We start from the raw sequence: 19,411 nt of genomic DNA, 5'->3' as shown, positions 1-19,411 counted from the left end.
CTGCTCGACCATACCGGCGATCGGATGAGAGAGGCTGGCATGGAGATCCTCAGCGGCCGGGGAGCTGTTTGAGTGTTGCGTTGATGACGTCGCCGATCGTCCTCGACGCCGTGCGGCGAATAAGCTCCTCATGGGTCGCTGCCACCGAAGCCATGGTGACGCCCTTCGATGTCAGGGCATTCCAGCCCATGGTTCTGTCAAGGAAGTAGCCGAGCGGCATGTTCTCGTTGTGGAAGGCGAGGATCGGCATGGGAAGCGGCGTGCCGCCTTCGTCCCGGCCGGCCTCGACCACCCAATGGCCGATTCGTGCGTCGTCATCCGGCCCATCCTCGAATGATTTCCGGCCGAACACCGCTTTCAGGAAGAGGCGAATGCGCCTCAAGGCGTGTCGGCGCTGTTCTGGGCCGCCGACGAGGCAACGGGCATAATAAAGCCCCGACTGGATCTGGTAGGAATATCGTCCCAGCATTCCCTTCAGCCGCGACTGACGCTTCGAATAGCCAGGAGCCCAGGCATCGAGCGTCACGAATAGCTCGATTGCGTGCCCCCTCTCGATCAAGCGGCGGGCGACGGCGACATTGAGCCGAGCCGCAGCGCAAAAGCCGAGCAGGACATAGGGGCCGTGCGGGCGCACTTCCTCGATGATGCGCACGCAGTGCTCCACCATCTCCGCCCGGCTGGTTTCCGCGCCTCCCTCGACGAAAGCCGGCAACGGAACCGAAATGAAGGGCTGATCCTCTCCCAGATGGTTGACCAGTTCCTGGTAAATGAAGGTGTCGTGCAAAGCGAAGATGGGCGTACTCGCGCCATGCGGCTGCATGACCACGGCCCCCCTCGCCTCGGTAACAACAGGTCCGCCCAGAAGTTTGGCCAACTCGCCAATGGTGGGATGGCTATGCAATTCGTCAAAGGAAATGCGTTTGCCGAAGACCTTCTCGACCCGCGAAAGCATGCGGAACGCCGATAGTGAATGCCCGCCAAGCGCGAAGAAATTGTCCTTCAGATTCAGGATCGGCACCTTGAGGATGTTGACCCAGATGTCCGCAAGCTCGGCTTCCACGCGCACATGGCCATCGGGAAGCCCGGATACGTGCGCAGATGCCAACTGCGGGGCAGTCGCGCGAACGGGCGTGGGGCTGGCTCCCTCACCCACCGGCCGATCCAGATCGGCAACGAGGCTGCCGAGCAGGTCCTGCAACTGGGCAAGAAATCCCTCCACCGTCTCCTTGTTATAGAGCGAGGCGTCGTATTCGCAGGACATGCGCCAGCCATCGGGGCGCTCGACGAAGAAGAAATTCAGATCATAAAGCGCGCCCGGCGAAACGGACGGCATGTCGATCAGGCTGAGTTCCGGGCGCTCATCGGTGGGTATGAACGAGCGCTGGCAGATCAGGTTGACGGAGAACAGCGGATTGCGGCCGGGCTCGCGCGCCGGTTTGGCAATGGCGATGATGTCTTCGATCGGCATATGCTGGTTGAGCAGCGCGCCCTCGATGACGTCATGCATCTGGGCCAGCAATTGCCGGAAGCTGGGATTTCCGGAGATCCTGGTGCGCAGGGGCACGGTATTGATGAAGGGTCCGACAATGTTGTTGAGCTCGACCCGGTCTCGCCCGGCGATCTGCGTACCGACCGTAATGTCCTCGGAGCCGCTGTGGCGATGCAGGAGACACATCAGCGCGGCTGCCCCGACCATGAAGAACGTGCAGCCTTCCGCCGTTGCCAGGGCCGACATCGCATCGGTCAGCGTGCGGGGCAACTGGCGCCCCACAATGAGCGCCGGCGCAGCCCCTGCTCCCCCGCGTGGCTTGTCGGCAGGTAGATCGAAGCGCTTGAACCCGGCCAGTTGCGAGGTCCAATAAGCCCGCTCGCTTTTGAGCGTGTCCGCTTTCATCCATTCGCTCTGCCACGCCGCGAAGTCGGCATATTGCAAAGGAAGATCGGCCAGGTTGGGCGCGCGCAGCCGCAGCCGGGCCTGGTAGAACTCCATCATGTCACGCGCGATGATCCCCACCGACCAGCCGTCACAGGCAATGTGGTGGACGGTAACCAGGATGATGTACTCCTCGGCCCCGACTTTTAGCAGGGTCGCACGAAGATTGGGCACCCGCGTAAGATCGAAAGGCTTGCGCGCCTCGATCTGGCTGATGCGCTCTCCTTCCTCGTGACGGCTCGCTTCCGGCAGCAAGGTCAGGTCGATGACCGGAAGCTGGATCGATGCGTCGGGATGAACGAGTTGCTCGGGCTCGCCATCGACGTCGCGATAGCTGGTGCGCAGGATCTCGTGACGGTCGATCACCGCATTCAGTGCTTGCTGGAGCACGGCGACATCAAGCCGGCCACGCAGGCGCCAACGCACGGCAACATTCAGCGCCGGGTCTTCCGGGGTGATCTGGTCCAGGATCCAGAAGCGTGCCTGGGCCAGCGAACAAGGAAAGGCATAGAGGTCCGTGTCGGCCTCCTGGGGGCCGATACCGATGTCGTTGCCTGTTTCAGAACCTGCCATCGGCGTCACCGTTCCGGAGATTGCAGAGCGCTGGCGGCAACACGACGGCTGCTCCTGGCTACGCGAACGAGTTGCGGGAGCTCCGAAGTCTCCGCGGCCGGCGACACCCCGGCGAGCGTGGCTGCTGCCTTGGCGATATTGCGCTGCTGCAGCAGGGTCTTGGCCGACAGGGCCAGCCCGGCCTGGTTCGCCCGCGCCACGATCTGGAAGATATGGATCGAATCCGCGCCAAGCATGAGCAGGTCATCCGCCACGCTGATTCTCCCTTGTCCAAGGACCTCGGCACAAATGTCCGCCAGGATCGTTTCGGCTTGATTGCCGGGGGCGACATAAGTGCTCGACAGCTCGTTCGCGGATGCCTCGCTCGGCTTGGGCAAGGAACGGCGGTCGAGCTTGCCGCTCGACCCACGCGGCATGGCATCAAGGCGAACCCACTGGCTGGGTATCATATAATCAGGCAGGTCCCGGCCGAGGGCATTGCGAAGAGCCTCGATGCTGGGTGCGCTGGAGGCTGGCGCCTCGTAATAGGCCACAAGCCTGGGATCCCCCGGATTGTCTTCGCGCAGGATCACCGCATTGACGCCGAGACCAGCCTTGCCGATCGCGGCCTCGATCTCGCCGAGTTCGATGCGAAAGCCCCGCAACTTCACCTGATGGTCGTTCCGCCCCAGGAGTTGAAGGCGGCCACCCGGCATGAGGCGGGCGAGGTCGCCCGTACGATAGAGCCGCGCCCCAGGCGTGCCTGAAACACCGTCTGCAATGAACTTTTCGGCAGTCAGGTCGGGGCGGTGGAAATAGCCGCGGGCGACGCCATCACCACCGATATGGAGTTCGCCCACCACGCCGAGCGGCTGCACGCGATCGAACTTGTCGAGCACGTGGAATTGCGTGTTGGCGATAGGATGGCCGACCGTGATCGGATCCGGGCCCGGACGGATATGGGCGACCGAGGACCAGATCGTCGTCTCGGTCGGGCCGTACATGTTCCAAAGCTCGCCGCCGTTCTGGACCAATTGATCTGCCAAGCTGCGCGGCATTGCTTCGCCGCCGCAGAGCATCTTCAGTTTCGGCGAGGGCTTGAAGCCGGATTCCAGCAGGATCACCCAGGTGATCGGGGTTGCCTGCATCACGGTGGCACCGCAGCTTTCCAGACGCTTGAGCAAGGCCTGGCCGTCGGCCGTCTCGCTTTGGGGCGCGATGACCACGCTGCCCCCGCAAGCCAGCGGCAGATAAAGCTCGAGCGCCGCGATGTCGAAGGAGATCGTGGTAACGGCCAGCAGCCGGTCCTCGGCGGTGAACCCTGGCACCTGACGCATCGAGGCCAGGAAATTGGCGACGCAAGCATGCGTCACTTCGACCCCTTTGGGCTTGCCCGTCGAGCCGGAGGTGAAGATGACATAGGCAAGATCCTCGCCGGTCGTCCTGGCGCCCGACACCGGCAAGGGTTGGCGTGCGGCAATCGCGTCGCGATCGCGATCGACCAGGACCGTTACGGCGGCAACCGAAGCAATGTCTTCATAGGCTGCCTGGGTCACCACGGCGGCAACCTCGGCCTCGGCCAGGATGCCGTTGAGCCGGGCTGCCGGATGATTGGTGGCGAGCGGAACATAGGCACAGCCGGCCTTCAGCACGGCCAGCAGGGAAACAAGCATATCCAGCGAGCGATCAACCAATACGGCGACACGCGCGCCCCTGCCGAGGCCGCGATCGTGCAAATGCGCCGCGAGCTGGCCGGCCCGCCGGTCGAGTTCGCCATAGGTGAGTTGCTGGTCCTCGAAAAGCGCAGCCAGGGCCTCCGGATTGGCCGCCGCCTGGGCTTCGATCAGCCCATGAACGGTGAGCAGGCTCGGATCGGACGGCGCGGGCAGAGAGGGGCCAGCCAGGGAGGCCGGCACATCGCCGGCAGCCAGCAACGGCAAACGCTCGATCGGGGTCGTGACGTCGTCGGCGATCGCTTGCAGCAAGGTGCGGTAATGCCCCAGCCAGCGGCGGACCGTCGCCTCGTCGAAGAGATCGGCGTTATAGTCGCAATCGATGCGCAAGCCGTTGGCCGACTCCGTCACATTCGCGAAGAGATCGAAGGTGGAGAAGCGCTTGGGGTTGGGAACGACCTCGGTCGTCAGGCCCGGAAAAGCCAGATCTCCGCCCAGGCGTTCCAGATTGAACTGAACTTCGGCGAGCGGCAGCCTGCTGGCGTCGCGCGGGAGCGTCAGCTTGCGCAGGACGGTGCCGAGCGTGCAACTGCGATGGTCATAGGCCTCCAGCACGCTCTGCTTGGTGGCAGCCAGAAAATCGGCAAAGCTCGTGCCATCCTGCCAGCTCGCACGCAGCGGCAGCAGATTAACGCAATGTCCGACCAGAGCCCTGTCGTCCTCGACCAGCGACTGGCCGGCCGCCGGTATGCCGACCACCACTTCATTCTGGCCGGCAAGGCGGCCCATCAGGATCTCGAACGCGGCAAGCAGCGTGGCAAACAAGGTGCTGCCGCGCTTGGCCCCGGCCTTGCGAACCGCCTCATAGAGCGGCCTTTCGATGGCGAACTGGACCGACCCGCCATTGAAGGTCTTGATCGGCGGCCGCGCGCGATCGCTCGGCAGTTCGAGGGGCGGCGGCGCGGTGCGAAACTGCGCGACCCAATAGTCTTCATCGTCAGCCACTTCCTTCACGGTCTGGGCGTAGCTGCTGAAGGGGAGCGGTTCGGCCAGCACGGGCTGGCTGTTCTCGACCCGGGCGCGATAGAACTCCGAGAGTTCGCCGATCAGCACGTTGATCGACCAGCCATCACAGACGATGTGATGGGCGGTGAAGACGAGGACATGCCGATCCGGCGAGAGCCGAACCAGTTGGCCACGCACCAGCGGGCCGCCGACGAGGTCGAAGGCTGTCCTGGCATCCTGTTCGATCCGCGCCTTCAGAGCCTGTTGTGGCGAGGCCTCTCCGGAAACATCCACGAGGGGCAGTTCCAGACGGAGCTCGGGCGCGAAGCTCATGCGGGTACCGGTCGCATCGAAATGGATGCGCAGTGCATCGTGACGCGCGATGACGTCGTTGAGCGATGCGCGCAGGGCTTCCGTGTCGAGAGGCCCTTCGAAACTCAGGCTGATGGACTCGTTGAAACCACAGGAGGCCTCGTCGCCAAGCTGCGCCGAGAGCCAGACCTCGGTCTGGGAAGCGGTCGGTGCAATGGGGCCCGTAGGCGTGGCCGTTTTGGCTGCCATTCCGGTCTTGCCGTCACCGCCCGCAAGCGGAGGGCCGCCGGGCAACATGCCGTCGGCCTGCATGGCCTCGATGCTCTCGCGGAAAGCCTGCACGATCCGCGCGACATCCTCGTCCGTATGCTCCGTGGTCAGGAAGCAGGGGAAACCCTCATGCACATAGATGCCGCGGGCACGCAGATGATAGTAGAGCAGGCTGCCAAAGCGATAGTCATGGCTCGGATTGATGTAGAACAGGCTGCCATAGCTCGGGACCGGCAGGGACAGGCCGCACTCGGCGAAGCAGGCTGAAAGCTGCTCGGCCAGGCGTCCCATGCGGGCCGAAACCTCCTCCTGCAAGGCCGGTCCCCTGGATTTCAGATGCTCGAGCACGGCCTCGAGCGCAGCCAGAACCAGCGGATGGCGGACGAAAGTGCCGGCGAAGAAGGTGACTCCGACCTCCGGGTACGAATCGTCGCCGTAGCGCCAGTCGCCACCGTCGAGCGCATCCATGAAGCTTGCCTTGCCGGCCAGCACGCCGACCGGCAGCCCGCCGCCGACCACCTTGCCGTAACAGGCGAGGTCGGCCTTGATGTCGAACAGGTGCTGCATACCCGCAGGATGCATGCGGAAGCCCGTGACCACCTCGTCGAACACCAGCGCGGTGCCGGACGCTTCGGTGACGGCGCGAACCTGCTTGAGGAATTCGACCGGGCGCAGGTCCGGGCGGCGGCTCTGCACCGGCTCGACCACCACGGCGGCGAGTTCATCCGCATGCCCGTGGATCCAGGTGAGCGCTTCGTCCGAACCATATTCCAGTACCGTGACGTTCTCCACCGACTGCGGCGGGATACCCGGTGCCACCGGCAGCGAGCGATGTTCGCCCTGGCGGACCTGCCCCCTGACCAGCACTTCGTCGAACTGGCCGTGATAGTCGCCGGCAAACATGACGACGCGCTTGCGTCCGGTGACCGTACGCGCCACGCGCATGGCGGCCATCACGGCTTCCGAACCGGTATTGCAGAAGGTGGCGCGCTCATTGCCGGTCATCTCGCAGAAGAGAGCCGCAACCTTGCCCGCCCTGGCGGATTGTGGGCCGATGGCGAAGCCTTCCTGCAACTGCCGGTCGACCGCCTCGACCACGAAATCGGGGGCATGGCCGAACATCGTCTGGCCATAGCCGTTGACCAGGTCGATATATTCGTTGCCGTCGACATCCCAGATCCGCGAGCCCTTCGAGCGGGCTGCAATCACCGGATAGACCATCTCCTTCCAGTCCGGATTGAAGCCGGAGGCGGCGCGTGGGTCGGCCAGGACGTTGCGATAGTCCTGCGTCAGCTGCTTGGAACCCGGGCTGCGGGCATTCCAGAGCGAGGTGAGCGCCTCGATATGGCTGCGCTGGCGGGCATCGAGCCCCTGGTCCTGCGACTTCTGGGTGTTCTTGTAGACGGCGAAGCGCGAAGGCAGTTCCTTGACCGGAGCCGCATCGGCCTGGGGCGCCGCGGCAGGCTGCGGGGTGTCCGCGGCCTGAAGCGCTGGCGCGGGAGAAGGAGCTGCGGGCGGCGCCATCACGGCCTGGACGGCAGGAGCCTGCAATACTGCCCCACCGCGCAGCACCTCGAGCTGCTGCTGCATCAGATGCGCCATGACCTGAAGCTGGTCGCGCATCAAGCCCTCCACGCCAGCTCCCGTACCGGCAAGCGGCAATGCTGTCGAAAGGAGAGGCGCAGGTTGGCCGATCGGCGAAACAGCGCTGGGAGACGGTGCCGCGTCCGGCGCTACCGCAATTGGGGCTGGTGCAGGTGCAGGTGCGAATTTCTCGGGCGGCAACGCCGCTGCAACATGCTCCGTCAGGGCCTCGATACTGCCGAGATCCCCCAGAAGGGCACGGAAGGTGATCTTGAGGCCGAACTTGTTCAGGAGCTCCTGGGCAGCCTGGGTCAGGAACAGGGAGTCGAAGCCCATTTCCAGGAAGGTCGTGCCGGGTTCGGCAGAAGCCACATCCTCGCCGGACAGATCGGCGAAAATCGAGATGATGGCGGCTTTGATGGTCTCGGTGCGGGCGGTCATGTCGGACATCACGGTTTGCTCGGGGAGCGGCATTGCGAGGATTTCGGCAGGCGGCGAACCAGCGGGAAGCGCCGGTTCGGATCGTGGAGCGGCCGGCGGGTTGGCCGCAGGCACGGAAGCCGTCTGGCGGGCGGGCGGCTCGATCCAGTGGCGCGTGCGCTCGAAGGGATAGGTCGGCAGAGGCACTCTGCGCCGCGTCGTCTCGGCCGACTGCAAGGCCCAGTCGACGGCCACGCCGGCGGTCCACAATCGACCCAGGGCCTCGGCCATGACGTCCTGGTCGCGCCGCTCACGCGCAGCGTCCGGCAGGCAGGAAACCACCACCCTGCCCCTCGCCGCGCCCTGCAGCGACAGCGTGGTCAAGGTGTTGCCGGCACCGACTTCGAGCAGGACCGCCGCCGTATCGCCGAGCAGGAGCGACAGGCCGTCGGCGAAGCGTACCGGCTCGCGGAAATGCCGGGCCCAATAGTCGGGCGACGTGGCGGCCTCGGCCGTGATCCACTGGCCCGTCACGCCGGAGACGTAGGGAATGGTAGGCGCCCTCAGTCCGATCTTGCGCACCTCCTCGGTGAAGGGCCCGATGATCGGATCCATCATGGGGGAGTGGAAGGCGTGCGAGGTGTGAAGCCGCCGGCTGACGACTCCGCGCGCCTTCAATCGCGCTTCCAGCGCATCGATGGCATCGTCCGGCCCGGACGCGACGCATAAAGCGGGACCGTTGATCGCAGCGATGGCGAGATCGGCCCCGAGCAAGGGCGCAAGTTCCGCCTCGGCAAGCCTGACCGCCAGCATGCCCCCCGAGGGAAGGTCCTGCATCATGCGACCACGGGCGGCGACGAGCGGCAGCACCTCTTCGAGCGTAAAGACGCCGGCAAGGCAAGCCGCGACGAATTCACCAACGCTGTGCCCGATCATCGCGCGCGGCACGATCCCCCGGCTGATCCACAGCCGTGCCAAAGCATACTCGACCGCGAAGATCGCAGGCTGGGCATAGCAGGTGGCTGCCAGGCGCTTGTGATCATCGGCTTCGCGCCTGGCCGGATAGAGCAGCTCCTTGAGATCGCGTTCCAGATGAGGGCGCAGGATCGCCGCACAACGGTCGATGTCGGCCCGGAAGCCCGGCTCGGCTTCGTAGAGGCCCCGTCCCATGTCGGGATATTGCGATCCCTGTCCGGGGAACATGAACACCACGCCGGGATCGCCGGCGGCTTTGAAGGTGCGGGCCGCCGGGTCGTTCAAGGCGGCGACGGCTGCCGGACTATCGCTGGCAGCGGTCGACCAGCGATAGTCGAAGGCTTTGCGGCCGAGCTGCAGCGTATGCGCAACGTCCGCGAGTTCCAGCCCGGGGTTGGCAGCCAGATGCCCGGCCAGGGCCGAGCGGGCCTTGCCCAGAGCTGCTTCGCTGCGGGCCGACAAAGTGAGAATCTCGACTCCCTTGCTCGCCAGGCGCGGCGCCGGCATCGGCGCCTCTTCCAGCACCACATGCACATTGGTGCCGCCGACCCCGAAGGCGCTGACCCCCGCACGGCGCGGCTCCGGCCCCTCCTGCCAGTCGCTCAGGGCCGCATTGACGAAGAACGGGCTGTTTTCGATGCCGAGACGCGGATTGGGCTTCTTGAAGTGCAGGGTCGCCGGCAATTGGCGGTTCTCGAGGCTGAGCGCCGTCTTGATGAAGCCGACCACGCCAGCCGCCGCATCGAGATGGCCGATATTGCTCTTGACCGAGCCGATCGCGCAATACTGTCTGCCCTCGTCGCCCGTGGCGCGGAAGGCCTTGGTCAGCCCGGCAATCTCGATCGGGTCTCCGAGCGGCGTTGCGGTGCCATGGCACTCGACATAGCTGATCGAGCGAGGATCGACGCCGGCATTGGCATGCGCCATCATGATGGCGGCAGCCTGGCCGTCGGAGCTCGGCGCGGTATAGCCGACCTTGGCCGAACCGTCATTGTTGACGCCGCTGCCACGTACCACGGCGTAGATATGATCGCCGTCGGCAAGCGCATCCTCGAGCCGCTTCAACAGCACGGCGCCGGCACCGCTCCCGAAGACGGTACCCCTGGCGTCGGCGTCGAAGGTACGGCAATGCCCATCCTCCGACACCATGCCGCCTTCCTGGGTCAGATAGCCGCGCTTTTGCGGGAAGGTGATCGAAACGCCGCCGGCAATGACCATGTCGCTCTGGAACAGCAGCAATTGCTGGCAAGCCTGCGCGATCGCCATCAGCGAGGTCGAGCAAGCCGTGTTCAGGCTGAAGCTTGGTCCGTTCAGGTTGAACTTGTAGGACACCCGCGTCGCCAGAAATTCGCGGCTGGCGCCGAGCAGCATCGGATATTGCCCGACCTGGAAGGCATTGGTGAAATCCTCCGACACGTTGCGATTGCCGACGACGTGGTGGAGGAAATAGGTGTTCATGCTGCAGCCGGCGATGACGCCGATGCTGCCGGGATAGCTCGCCGGATCGTAGCCACCGTCCTCGAGTGCTTCCCAGGCGCATTCGAGAAAGATGCGGTGCTGCGGGTCGGTCAGTTCCGCCTCGCGCGGATACATGCCGAAGAACTCCGCGTCGAAATACTCGACATCGGACAGGATCGGCCGGGCCCGGACGAAATTGGGCGCGCGCCGAACGTCTGGCCCGAACGTGTCTTCGAGTTCGCTGTCCTCGAAACGGGTGATCGATTCCACGCCATTGCGTAGATTCTGCCAGAACTCGCCGACGGAGCGGGCACCGGGAAAGCGGCCCGCCATGCCGATCACCGCGATGGCGTTGAGGGGAGGATCGGAGATGGAGCTCACCTTGCCGCTCCCATCTGGCGCTGGCGCATGCGCTGGAGCGCCTCGGCCTGCTGGCGGGCGCGCAGATTCTCCGGCCTGGCGGCCGGGCTCGCGGCAGGCTCGGAACTCGAGCGGATGAAATTGGCGAGAGCCGTGATGGTGGGACGCTCGAAGACATCGCTCAGGCGAAGCTCGGGATGAATGCTCTCCTGGATTTCGCTGAGAACGGTCAGGATCTGCAGCGAACTCCCGCCCTGGTCGAAGAAATTGACCTTGGTGCTGACGTCGGGCACGGACAGAACACGCGACCAGATGACCGCGATCTTCTGTTCGAGTTCGTCGCGCGCCTCCGGAACGATCGGGCTGGCCGCGAAAGTCGGGCTGGGCAGCGCTTTGCGGTCGAGCTTGCCATTCTCGGTCATCGGCAATTCGCTGAGATCGACGAAGGCGAAGGGAAGCATGTAGTCCGGCAAGGTCTGGGCCAGATGCGCCTTCAGGATGGCAGCTTCCGCCGGTGTCGTCGAAGGCACGATATAGGCGACCAGCTTCGCCTCGCCGGGGCCATCCGTGCGAGCGATCACGGCACAAGCCGTCACGGCAGGATGGCGCATGAGCTGGTTTTCGATTTCACCCGTCTCGATGCGGAAGCCGCGGATCTTCACTTGGTGATCGCTGCGCCCGAGATATTCAAGATCACCATCCGCCGTACGCCGGACGAGGTCGCCGGTCTTGTACAGCTTCTCGGCGGCCCGATCTTCCGAGGGCTGCCAGTCGATGAAACGTTCCGCCGTCAGCTCCGGACGGTTCAGATAGCCCAGGCACACACCCTCCCCGCCGACATAGATCTCGCCTTCCTCCCCCACCGGGACAGGCTTGCGGTTCTCGTCGAGGACATGGATGGTCAGATCGGGGATCGGCACGCCAATCAGGCTTGCCCGGTTGCTGTCGAGCTCGGCTGCAGACACGGGACGATAGGTGACGAACACAGTGGTTTCCGTGATGCCGTACATATTGATGATGCGTGGCTTGGCATCGCCATAGCGGTTGAACCACGGCCGCAGCATCTGGAACTCCAAGGCTTCGCCGCCGAGGATCACATAGCGCAGGGCCAGGGCCGAGGCCTCCGGGCGGCGGCGCTCCACCTCGATCAAAGTGCGGAAAGCGGATGGCGTCTGGTTGAGAACGGTCACCTGCTCGCGAATGAGCAGGTCCAAGAAGTCCTCGGGCGAGCGGCTGACGCGATGAGGCACCACCACCACGCGGCCCCCATAGACCAACGCTCCCCAGATTTCCCACACGGAAAAGTCGAAGGCGTGCGAATGGAAGAAGGTCCACACATCCTGTGGGCCGAAGCCGAACCAGTGGTCGGTCGCGTGGAACAGCCGGACGACATTGTGGTGCGTCAGCCGGCATCCCTTCGGCCGGCCGGTGGAGCCCGACGTATAGATGACATAGATGAGCGACTGGGGATCGATGGCGATGTCAGGATTCGTGACCGGCTCGGCACTGAGGCTATTGGCGTCCTGGTCCAGCAGAATCATCGGCAGATCGCTCGGCGGCAGCGTCGCGCGGCTGCTGGCCGTGGTCACGAATGCCAGCGGCCGGGCATCTTCCAGCGTGAAGGCCAGGCGCTCGCGCGGATAGCTCGGATCGAGCGGCAGATAGGCAGCACCCGACTTCATGATGCCCAGCATACCCACGATCATGTCGATCGATCGCTCGAGGCCGATGGCGACCAGAGTGTTGGGCTTCACGCCCATCTTGAGCAGGCGATGAGCGAGCTGGTTGGCGCGCGCGTTCAATTCCCCGAAGGTGATCGAAACGCCGTCGCAGGTCACCGCAAGGCTATCGGAGCGAAGCGCAGCCTGCTCGCTGATCAATTGATGGACGGAAAGGTCGGTTTGAAACGTACTCACGGAGCCCCCATGCAAAATCGTGTATAGTGCCTCGGAGGATCGTTCCGCCGCAGGCCGTGCCACCAGGCCGCCGCCTGCAGCACCGATGTGATATCCATTGCTTTCCTTCGGCCCGTCGGGGCGGCCAGAGGTGCCGGGCTTACGATTGCGTGTGAACCGGAATATCCCGGCTTTCGGACGCTTCGTGTGTGTTTTCACACATTCCCCAGCAAACCAGCCCCATAATTGCGCCGAACATTCCCAGATCAGCTATTGCCTTTCTCGCTCCAGATATTCGTGAAAAATACTTCAATATCCAGATAAACTTATGTTTCGAAAACATGCGTGAATTTACCGTGAAACGAAAAAATCTTCACGCATAGATTTCAAAAACTATAAGGCACGTTACATTCTACGAAGGAATTATTAGAGTGGTATACCTCTTTCGCCTTCCTGACGCCGAAAAGCCAAAATGACCTTTGCGGCAACCAAGAAAACAGGTGGAGCTCAATGCAGACTCAAAGAACCCATCCAACGAAACACTGCGATTATTGTAGAGTTCGAAGATCACGGTCTCAATTCGGGAAATTGAATGCCCTCCCCCCACCCGATAGGCAAAATCGGACCAAAAGGAGTAGGCTCCATCCATCCCGGAGACTCCCGCCTCTACCCCGATAGCCGTAAGACACAGCGCTGAAGGTGGGAGTGACGGCCCAAACGCCTCTGCCATCGCTCGACCCTGGAGGAGGTTGCGCGACGGTCTCGATCCTGATCGAGTGGAATCAGTCAATCGCCACACCAGTTGAATCCAAGCTTTCGATGCCGTTTCGCCTGCTCACACCACCCACCCCTCACGAGGTTCACGTCTGGCAATGGGACCTTGACGCCGGCGAAGACGACTTCGAGCGCTACTGGCAGGTCTTGTCGGGGGAGGAGCGCGGTCGCGCTGATAAATTCCGCTTCGAGCGGCATCGCCGCCGCTTCGTGGCGGCGCGCGGAAGGCTAAGGCAAATTCTCGCCGATTATCTCGCGGTTTCGCCACAAGCGGTTGGCTTCGGCTATGGCGCCGCAGGCAAGCCCTTCTGCACGACCCAGCCTTCGGGATGGCGGATCCGCTTCAATCTAAGCCATAGCGAAGACGCGGCAGCCCTTGCCGTCGCGAACGGCTTCGAAATCGGCATCGACATCGAGCATATCCGCCCGATCGAGGACAGCATCACGGCGCAGGTATTTTCACCTGCCGAGCACACACAATTCGAGGCACTGCCATCCGGCACGCGGCAGAACGTCTTCTTCGAAAACTGGGCGCGCAAGGAAGCGTGCTTGAAGGCGCTCGGCACGGGCTTTGCACACCCGCCAACCCATTTCGAATTCGATCTTGCCATCCGGGGTGACACGGCACCCCGCTTCGTCGGTGGCGATGCCGACGAAGCGAAATGTTGGCGCATTCGCGCTCTGAGATCCGCTATGAACCGCACTGGCTCGGTGGCAGCACGGCACCTCGACTGGTCGATCGTCGAAATGACTTGACGGACAGCATCAGCCACTCTGCCGATACGCCAGACAAGAAATATGCCGAGGGCTTGTGGCCCTTGGGCGCCCTATGACACCTCAGAATGTGACGCCGGTTCCTGGCGACGGCATCCGGCCCACATTCACGAGGCGACTAGGATGAACCCGAAGCCTCGACTGGCCTCAGGCATCGAAATTGCGTTGCTCCAGCCAATTGGCTCGCAAACACAACATCTGCGGCTTAAGCTGCAGCCGCGTGGACTTGCGTCTCGGAGCGCAGGACCGAACCAGTGATCTGGCCGGCTGCAGCGATCCCGGCGCGCATCTCCTCGCTGATCTCGAAGAGACCGGCATAAGTCATCACGCGGCCGATTCTGGTGGGCACGCCAATGACATCCGCCGGGCAGTTGGCCAGCTTGAAGATGCGGGCCATGCGGGCATCGTAGACAGACACCACGAAATCGATGCCAGCAAGCATGCCGACCTCGACGATGCCGCACAGCAGCTCCGTCGTCACCGAATGCAGGCGGCGGTTGCCGTCATTGGCCAGATCCGGGTCGATCGCGAAGCGGGAGCTTTCCCAAATGAGCGGGCTCTCCACAATTTCGCCATCCGGCAACAGGACTGAGAAGACATCGCGCAGCATATTCGGGCCGGTCGTCGGCAACAGGCGCAGACCACCTTCCACACGACCCGTGTATTGATTTCGCGATATCAAGTAGACAGGATCGCAATCGTCAAAGTAGTCTATCTCGCGACCATTGGAAACATTAACGTCCCAATCAAGCCTGTCTTTAAAGACCCTCGCACGCATCTGGTAAAGTGCATCCAGGGTTTCAGTATGTAAATGACGTTCGTAACTTTGAATGACTTCAATCATCGAACAGACCCTCCGTCGGAATCTGCTCGAATTTATTGGTCACTTATTCCCTTAGAAATACGGCGTATTTGACGGGTTACCTCGATCCGAAAAAAATGCTCATATTCATTGCCTTGGCGACGGCATGAGTAACATTGGTTGCATTCAGTTTTGCTCGAGCCAGGTCGAGGTAGAACCGCACCGTGCGGTCCGAAAGGGAGAGTATCGTCGCAGTTTCCGAGACCGTCTTGCCGCGGGCAACCCACTTCAGGCATTCGATCTCACGCGGAGAAAGATGGACTTCCTCTTCTTCAACCGCTTCCGTACGCAGGATGGCATTGTGGATGTGGTAGGCCAAGACCTGGAAGTCGCGCTGGAACGCCCCCAACGTCTGATCCCATTCCTGATCGGAGACGTCGCTGGTGATGGTGAAGAGGGCGCGTTCGCCATGGCGGCCGCGGATAGGGAAAGTCAGGCCCTGGCGCCCCAGCCCGAATTCGGCAGCCTCGCCGAAAAAGGCCCGGAGCTTCGACCCCTTCAGGTCGAATTTGCGCCAATCAATGGGCAAGACGGCCGAAAATCCCTCTCTTAGAACAGGATCTATTCTAACATAATTCTCGCTCTTGTAGTGCTCAACCCAATCATCGGAGTAAGTAACAGCCAAATAGGGATCGTCACCATTAGAGCTAGGAATATTTACAGCAAAATAGGCCGCTGTACGCAGCCCGTAACTCTGAACAACGCGATTCAACATCCCTTTTACGTCACGGGACGTCGGTACACTGCCAATTTCATCGACAATATCATAATATATCTTGTCGAGCGCTCTCATATGCCGCCCCCTAAACCTCGGGGCGGTATGATAGTGCAAAACGTAGCGGGATGCTAGTTCCTAGATTACTTCATGGGCGCTCGGCTCGATAGAATGAAGACTTGGATTATATACTTCGATGTCTCTTTAAATCTCAAAAGAATAATGGCAGCACCCTGAGTTCATTCCAGTCTGATGCCAGTTAGTAGCCAACCAACCAAGGTTGATCGGTTGAATATCTGTCAAGAAACGACGACCGTTCCAACCTTCGATACGACAATGTTTCGCCATTCCCGCGAACGGTGGGGTCGAACCGATGATAAACAAGGGTCACGACGCAATGCCTAAAGTTCAACAAGGTCAATCGATGGTCACCATCGATGACGACACCGGCACGATCACCATCGATCTGGTGGCTTATGGGCCGGTGCGAATCGTGATGACGGCCGATGGCGACATTGAGGTCGAGGGACGTAGCATCCTGAACACGGCTCATTGGACGAGTTTTGGCAACGAGCTTCCCAAGCGAGCCTGAAAGTCGCCGCCAGAAAGCTGGCTGAGATCGACACACTATGACATGAAGCCCGGGCGGTCATGCTGCCGCGGGTTTCCGTCGTGCGTTGATTTACAGGGCGCCGCCAAGGATGCCCATGTAGCAGGTCCCTCCTTTAGGTATCGGCAAGGCCGCCATGCACGGATATGTGTGGCCCGCCTCGCTCCCTGACGATTTCCAAGGGCAGGCTACTTCATCGTCTTTCCGCAGACATCCAATCCCACCGGCACTCTATCCGCGAGGACGCTCCGAACCGGGCTCTCGCGCTTGGTTCGGAGCGCTTAGTTGCTCCTGCCCCGCCCGCTGTCACATACCCCGCATGGGCGCAATGCTATCGACAGATGCAGGCCTCATGGCTTCCATGTCGCGAATACGGCACCACCATGTTTGCAGTTTCTAGAGACTTCCCTGGCATGGCCGCGCCGACTTGCCGGTCGCGCGCATGGGCGGTAGGGCCTGAAGGCAATGTGCGAAATCGCACATCGCAACCCTGCGCCATGGTGTTTCTCACTTGGAGGGTGGGTGTCTACCCATGGTGTTGAGGAAGCGTGTCGAATCCAAGTCATGCCGCGTCGTTTCCATGCGCCACGACGATGGCATGTTTAAATATTTCCCCAAAAAGGAAACTGACCTCGCCTTGGATTGCGAGAATATGGAAGTTTGACATTTCGCTGAAAGTCCTTGCCTATTTCGCGATTGAAGGAGGGGAAGCAGGTGAGATCGATCGGTGAAAGTGGCCTGACACACGAGGGAGAGCGTTACTTGAAGATCCCCGTTTGTGTAATCGACAAGCGAGCCTTCTGGCGCGATTGTCTGACGATGTGCTTGACGGCCTCTTCCGCAAACCTTGCTGCCGTCGGCTACGACACTATCGACGATTGGCTGACAGCCTCCACGCATGCCCCTTCGACGATCATCCTGCTATGTGCCACCGGTGAGGAGGGTACGGCCCGGGCCATACAGTCCGGGCTCGATCGCATCCTCTCCAGCGTGCCGGGCGCGCGCGTGGTCGTCCTATCCGACATCGACAACCCCGCGACGATGGTCTCCGCCCTGGAACGCGGCGCACGCGGCTTCGTAACCATGAGCCTCAGCCTGGAGGTGGCGATCGAAGCAATCCGCATCGTGAATGTCGGCGGCACCTTCGTTCCCGCCAGTGGCCTGTTGTCGGCACGCCAGGGCTTTACGGCCCCGCTCGATGGCCAACCGCCAGCCGTGGAGGGGCGGCCGCATTTCACCGAACGGCAGTTGGCAATCATCGCGTGCGTACGCAGGGGCGAGCCGAACAAGATCATCGCCCATAAGCTCAACATGACCGAAAGCACGGTCAAGGTTCACATCCGCAACATCATGCGCAAGATCAAGGCCAAGAACCGCACCGAAGTTGCGTTTCTGACCAACGAACTGCTGCTTCCCAACGAAACCTCGAGCGACTGAGACAGACCAGCAGATGTGGAATGGGCCGGAACAGGATCGCTTCCTGGCGACGCCGGCGCCCCGTCTTGCAAACGCAACTCCCCTGCTCCGCTTCTTCGGTAACGCCTTGTTCTCCTGCTCGAGGATGGCTACTGGCTTGTCCATCATCGTTGGAGTACGTGACATGCCCGGAACCATCCGGATCCTCGACGGCGGCATGAGCCGGGAACTGCTTCGCCTCGGCGCCGAGTTGCGCCAACCCGAATGGTCGGCCCTCGCTTTGATGGAGGCCCCCGACATCGTCCGCCGGGTTCATGCCGAGTTCATCGAGGCTGGAGCCGAGGTGATCACCACCAACAGCTACGCCCTGGTCCCCTTCCATATCGGCGAGCAGCGCTTCCGCGAGCAGGGACCTGCCCTGATCGACCTCGCCGGCCGCCTCGCCCGGCAGGCCGCCGACAGCCACTTCGACCGCAAGGTACTGGTGGCAGGATCGCTGCCGCCGATCTTCGGCTCCTACGAACCCGAACGCTTCGATCCTTCCCGCGTCCAGGACTATCTGGAAGTGCTGGTCGCCGGCCTTACACCCCACGCCGATGTCTGGCTCGGCGAAACCCTCAGCCTGATCGCCGAAGGCGAGGCCGTGCGCCAAGCCGTGGCCGCCACCGGCAAGCCATTCTGGGTCTCCTTCACCCTGTCCGACGAGGTAGGCGCCGAGGACGGCGAGCCGCGGTTGCGCTCCGGTGAAAGCGTGGCCGATGCTGCTGCCTGGGCGGCCGGGTCAGGGGCCGAAGCGCTGCTCTTCAATTGCAGCCGGCCCGAAGTGATGGGGAAGGCCGTGCGCGTAGCCGGCAAGATGCTGCGCGACCGGCAATCAGATCTCGAAATCGGCGTCTATGCCAATGCCTTCGAGGAGCAGGACGGGGACGGCGCCGCCAACGAGACCCTGCACGGCACGCGCGAGGACCTGACGGCCATGGCCTATTCCCGCTTTGCCTGTGACTGGGCCGAAGCGGGCGCCACCCTGATCGGCGGCTGCTGTGGCATCGGCGCGCGGCATATTCACAGCCTCGCAACCGCCTTGAGACGCTGAACCTGGCACCCGGGGCGGCGGACCATGCTGGCCTCCGGTGGAGAGGTTCGCCGCAACATCCTCGGCTTATCCGGCTCGCCCCAAGGCAATGGCCGATCCGGTAAAGGGCAGTACGAGATCGTAACCGGTCGGGGGCGGCGAGATCGGCGTAGTCGCCGCGGTACCGAACTGGGTGATGCCGGCCCCAACAGCCTCGGCGAGATCGTAGTGCTTTCCCGCAAATTCGAATGCACGGCTCGCGATCAGGCGCGCCGAGAACATGTTGGTGCCTATGATGGCTCCGCTTGTTTGCGCGAGGGAAGCGTCAACCGTGGTGCCGACCACCAGGCTGGTGCGGCGGAAGGTGGCAATGCACTCGCCCTGGGCGAAGGAGGCTGGATCGGCAAAGGTCGCCCCTGGCCGGCGCTGCAGATACAGCGAGAATTCGCCGACCGGATCGAGGCCAAGCGAAAGTGCACCATTGTCGATCCCGTTCGCCTTGAACGGCGTGGCGGCGAAGGTGAAATACGCCGTCGTCTCTGCCGGCTTGCCATCGAACAGCGGCGCATCTGCAAACGGCAAATGCAGGAAGTAGCCGTAGTCGGCCAGTGAGCCATCATTGGCGCGGTAGAAGCGCCCGGAGGCGTACCAGGCAAGTTCGGCTGTCATCAAGGCGGTCATGAAGAGTCCTCTGCAGGAAAGGGACGTTACTTCATAGACCGGGAGCAAAGCGCATTCACGACCATATGCT

Annotated in this window: 10 protein-coding genes; 4 read left to right on the top strand and 6 right to left on the bottom strand. The window is 62.5% G+C overall.

The window, feature by feature from the left end; translation table 11 throughout:
- Nucleotides 1-49: 49 nt before the first annotated feature.
- The 3 genes from BA190_RS28375 to BA190_RS28365 are packed head-to-tail and all read right to left on the bottom strand — an operon-like array spanning nucleotide 50 to nucleotide 12,458.
- Nucleotides 50-2,506, bottom strand: coding sequence for a condensation domain-containing protein (locus tag BA190_RS28375; protein ID WP_068295938.1), 2,457 nt, complete (start codon nucleotides 2,504-2,506; stop codon nucleotides 50-52).
- A gap of 5 nt (nucleotides 2,507-2,511) precedes the next feature.
- On the bottom strand, nucleotides 2,512-10,563 hold the full coding sequence (locus BA190_RS28370) for a hybrid non-ribosomal peptide synthetase/type I polyketide synthase (RefSeq protein WP_068295936.1): 8,052 nt from the start codon (nucleotides 10,561-10,563) through the stop codon (nucleotides 2,512-2,514).
- Nucleotides 10,560-12,458, bottom strand: a complete 1,899-nt coding sequence (locus BA190_RS28365; protein ID WP_156771739.1) for an amino acid adenylation domain-containing protein — start codon at nucleotides 12,456-12,458, stop codon at nucleotides 10,560-10,562. The genes BA190_RS28370 and BA190_RS28365 overlap by 4 nt, the downstream gene beginning before the upstream one ends.
- A 684-nt stretch (nucleotides 12,459-13,142) precedes the next feature.
- On the opposite strand from BA190_RS28365, the gene BA190_RS28360 reads away from it, so the two are divergent.
- Nucleotides 13,143-13,967: a 4'-phosphopantetheinyl transferase superfamily protein gene (locus tag BA190_RS28360; protein ID WP_202908536.1), complete on the top strand. Its 825-nt coding sequence runs from the start codon at nucleotides 13,143-13,145 to the stop codon at nucleotides 13,965-13,967.
- Between the two features lie 223 nt (nucleotides 13,968-14,190).
- Here the strand turns inward: BA190_RS28360 and BA190_RS28355 are convergent, their stop codons facing one another.
- Nucleotides 14,191-14,829, bottom strand: a complete 639-nt coding sequence (locus BA190_RS28355; RefSeq protein ID WP_068295932.1) for an acyl-homoserine-lactone synthase — start codon at nucleotides 14,827-14,829, stop codon at nucleotides 14,191-14,193.
- A gap of 76 nt (nucleotides 14,830-14,905) precedes the next feature.
- Nucleotides 14,906-15,640 (bottom strand): LuxR family transcriptional regulator, encoded by a 735-nt coding sequence (locus BA190_RS35520; RefSeq protein WP_082980089.1) that lies wholly within the window; start codon nucleotides 15,638-15,640, stop codon nucleotides 14,906-14,908.
- A gap of 346 nt (nucleotides 15,641-15,986) precedes the next feature.
- Here BA190_RS35520 and BA190_RS36210 point away from each other — a divergent pair, with 346 nt between their 5' ends.
- The 3 genes from BA190_RS36210 to BA190_RS28340 all read left to right on the top strand — a co-directional run bounded on the left by BA190_RS36210 (nucleotide 15,987) and on the right by BA190_RS28340 (nucleotide 18,681).
- On the top strand, nucleotides 15,987-16,154 hold the full coding sequence (locus tag BA190_RS36210; protein WP_156771738.1) for a hypothetical protein: 168 nt from the start codon (nucleotides 15,987-15,989) through the stop codon (nucleotides 16,152-16,154).
- Nucleotides 16,155-16,997: 843 nt separating this feature from the next.
- Nucleotides 16,998-17,609 carry a response regulator transcription factor gene (locus tag BA190_RS28345; protein ID WP_162275242.1) on the top strand — a complete coding sequence of 204 codons (612 nt, stop codon included), beginning with the start codon at nucleotides 16,998-17,000 and terminating at the stop codon, nucleotides 17,607-17,609.
- Nucleotides 17,610-17,772: 163 nt separating this feature from the next.
- Complete coding sequence (locus BA190_RS28340; RefSeq protein ID WP_068295926.1) at nucleotides 17,773-18,681, top strand: homocysteine S-methyltransferase family protein; 909 nt, start codon at nucleotides 17,773-17,775, stop codon at nucleotides 18,679-18,681.
- A 66-nt stretch (nucleotides 18,682-18,747) separates the two neighbouring features.
- Here the strand turns inward: BA190_RS28340 and BA190_RS28335 are convergent, their stop codons facing one another.
- Nucleotides 18,748-19,341: a hypothetical protein gene (locus BA190_RS28335; RefSeq protein ID WP_068295924.1), complete on the bottom strand. Its 594-nt coding sequence runs from the start codon at nucleotides 19,339-19,341 to the stop codon at nucleotides 18,748-18,750.
- Nucleotides 19,342-19,411: the final 70 nt, after the last annotated feature.

This window comes from Labrys sp. WJW (assembly GCF_001676615.1).
Classification (GTDB): domain Bacteria; phylum Pseudomonadota; class Alphaproteobacteria; order Rhizobiales; family Labraceae; genus Labrys; species Labrys sedimenti.
The sequence above is the reverse complement of the archived record's forward strand: the minus strand, read 5'-3'. Positions and strand labels throughout refer to the sequence as shown.

Excerpts from the sequence above, each read along its gene's own strand:
- BA190_RS28375 (WP_068295938.1), bottom strand. The coding sequence starts at position 2,506 with ATGGCAGGTTCTGAAACAGGCAACGACATCGGTATCGGCCCCCAGGAG.
- BA190_RS28355 (WP_068295932.1), bottom strand. The coding sequence starts at position 14,829 with ATGATTGAAGTCATTCAAAGTTACGAACGTCATTTACATACTGAAACC.
- BA190_RS35520 (WP_082980089.1), bottom strand. The coding sequence starts at position 15,640 with ATGAGAGCGCTCGACAAGATATATTATGATATTGTCGATGAAATTGGC.
- BA190_RS36210 (WP_156771738.1), top strand. The coding sequence starts at position 15,987 with ATGGTCACCATCGATGACGACACCGGCACGATCACCATCGATCTGGTG.
- BA190_RS28340 (WP_068295926.1), top strand. The coding sequence starts at position 17,773 with ATGCCCGGAACCATCCGGATCCTCGACGGCGGCATGAGCCGGGAACTG.
- BA190_RS28335 (WP_068295924.1), bottom strand. The coding sequence starts at position 19,341 with ATGACCGCCTTGATGACAGCCGAACTTGCCTGGTACGCCTCCGGGCGC.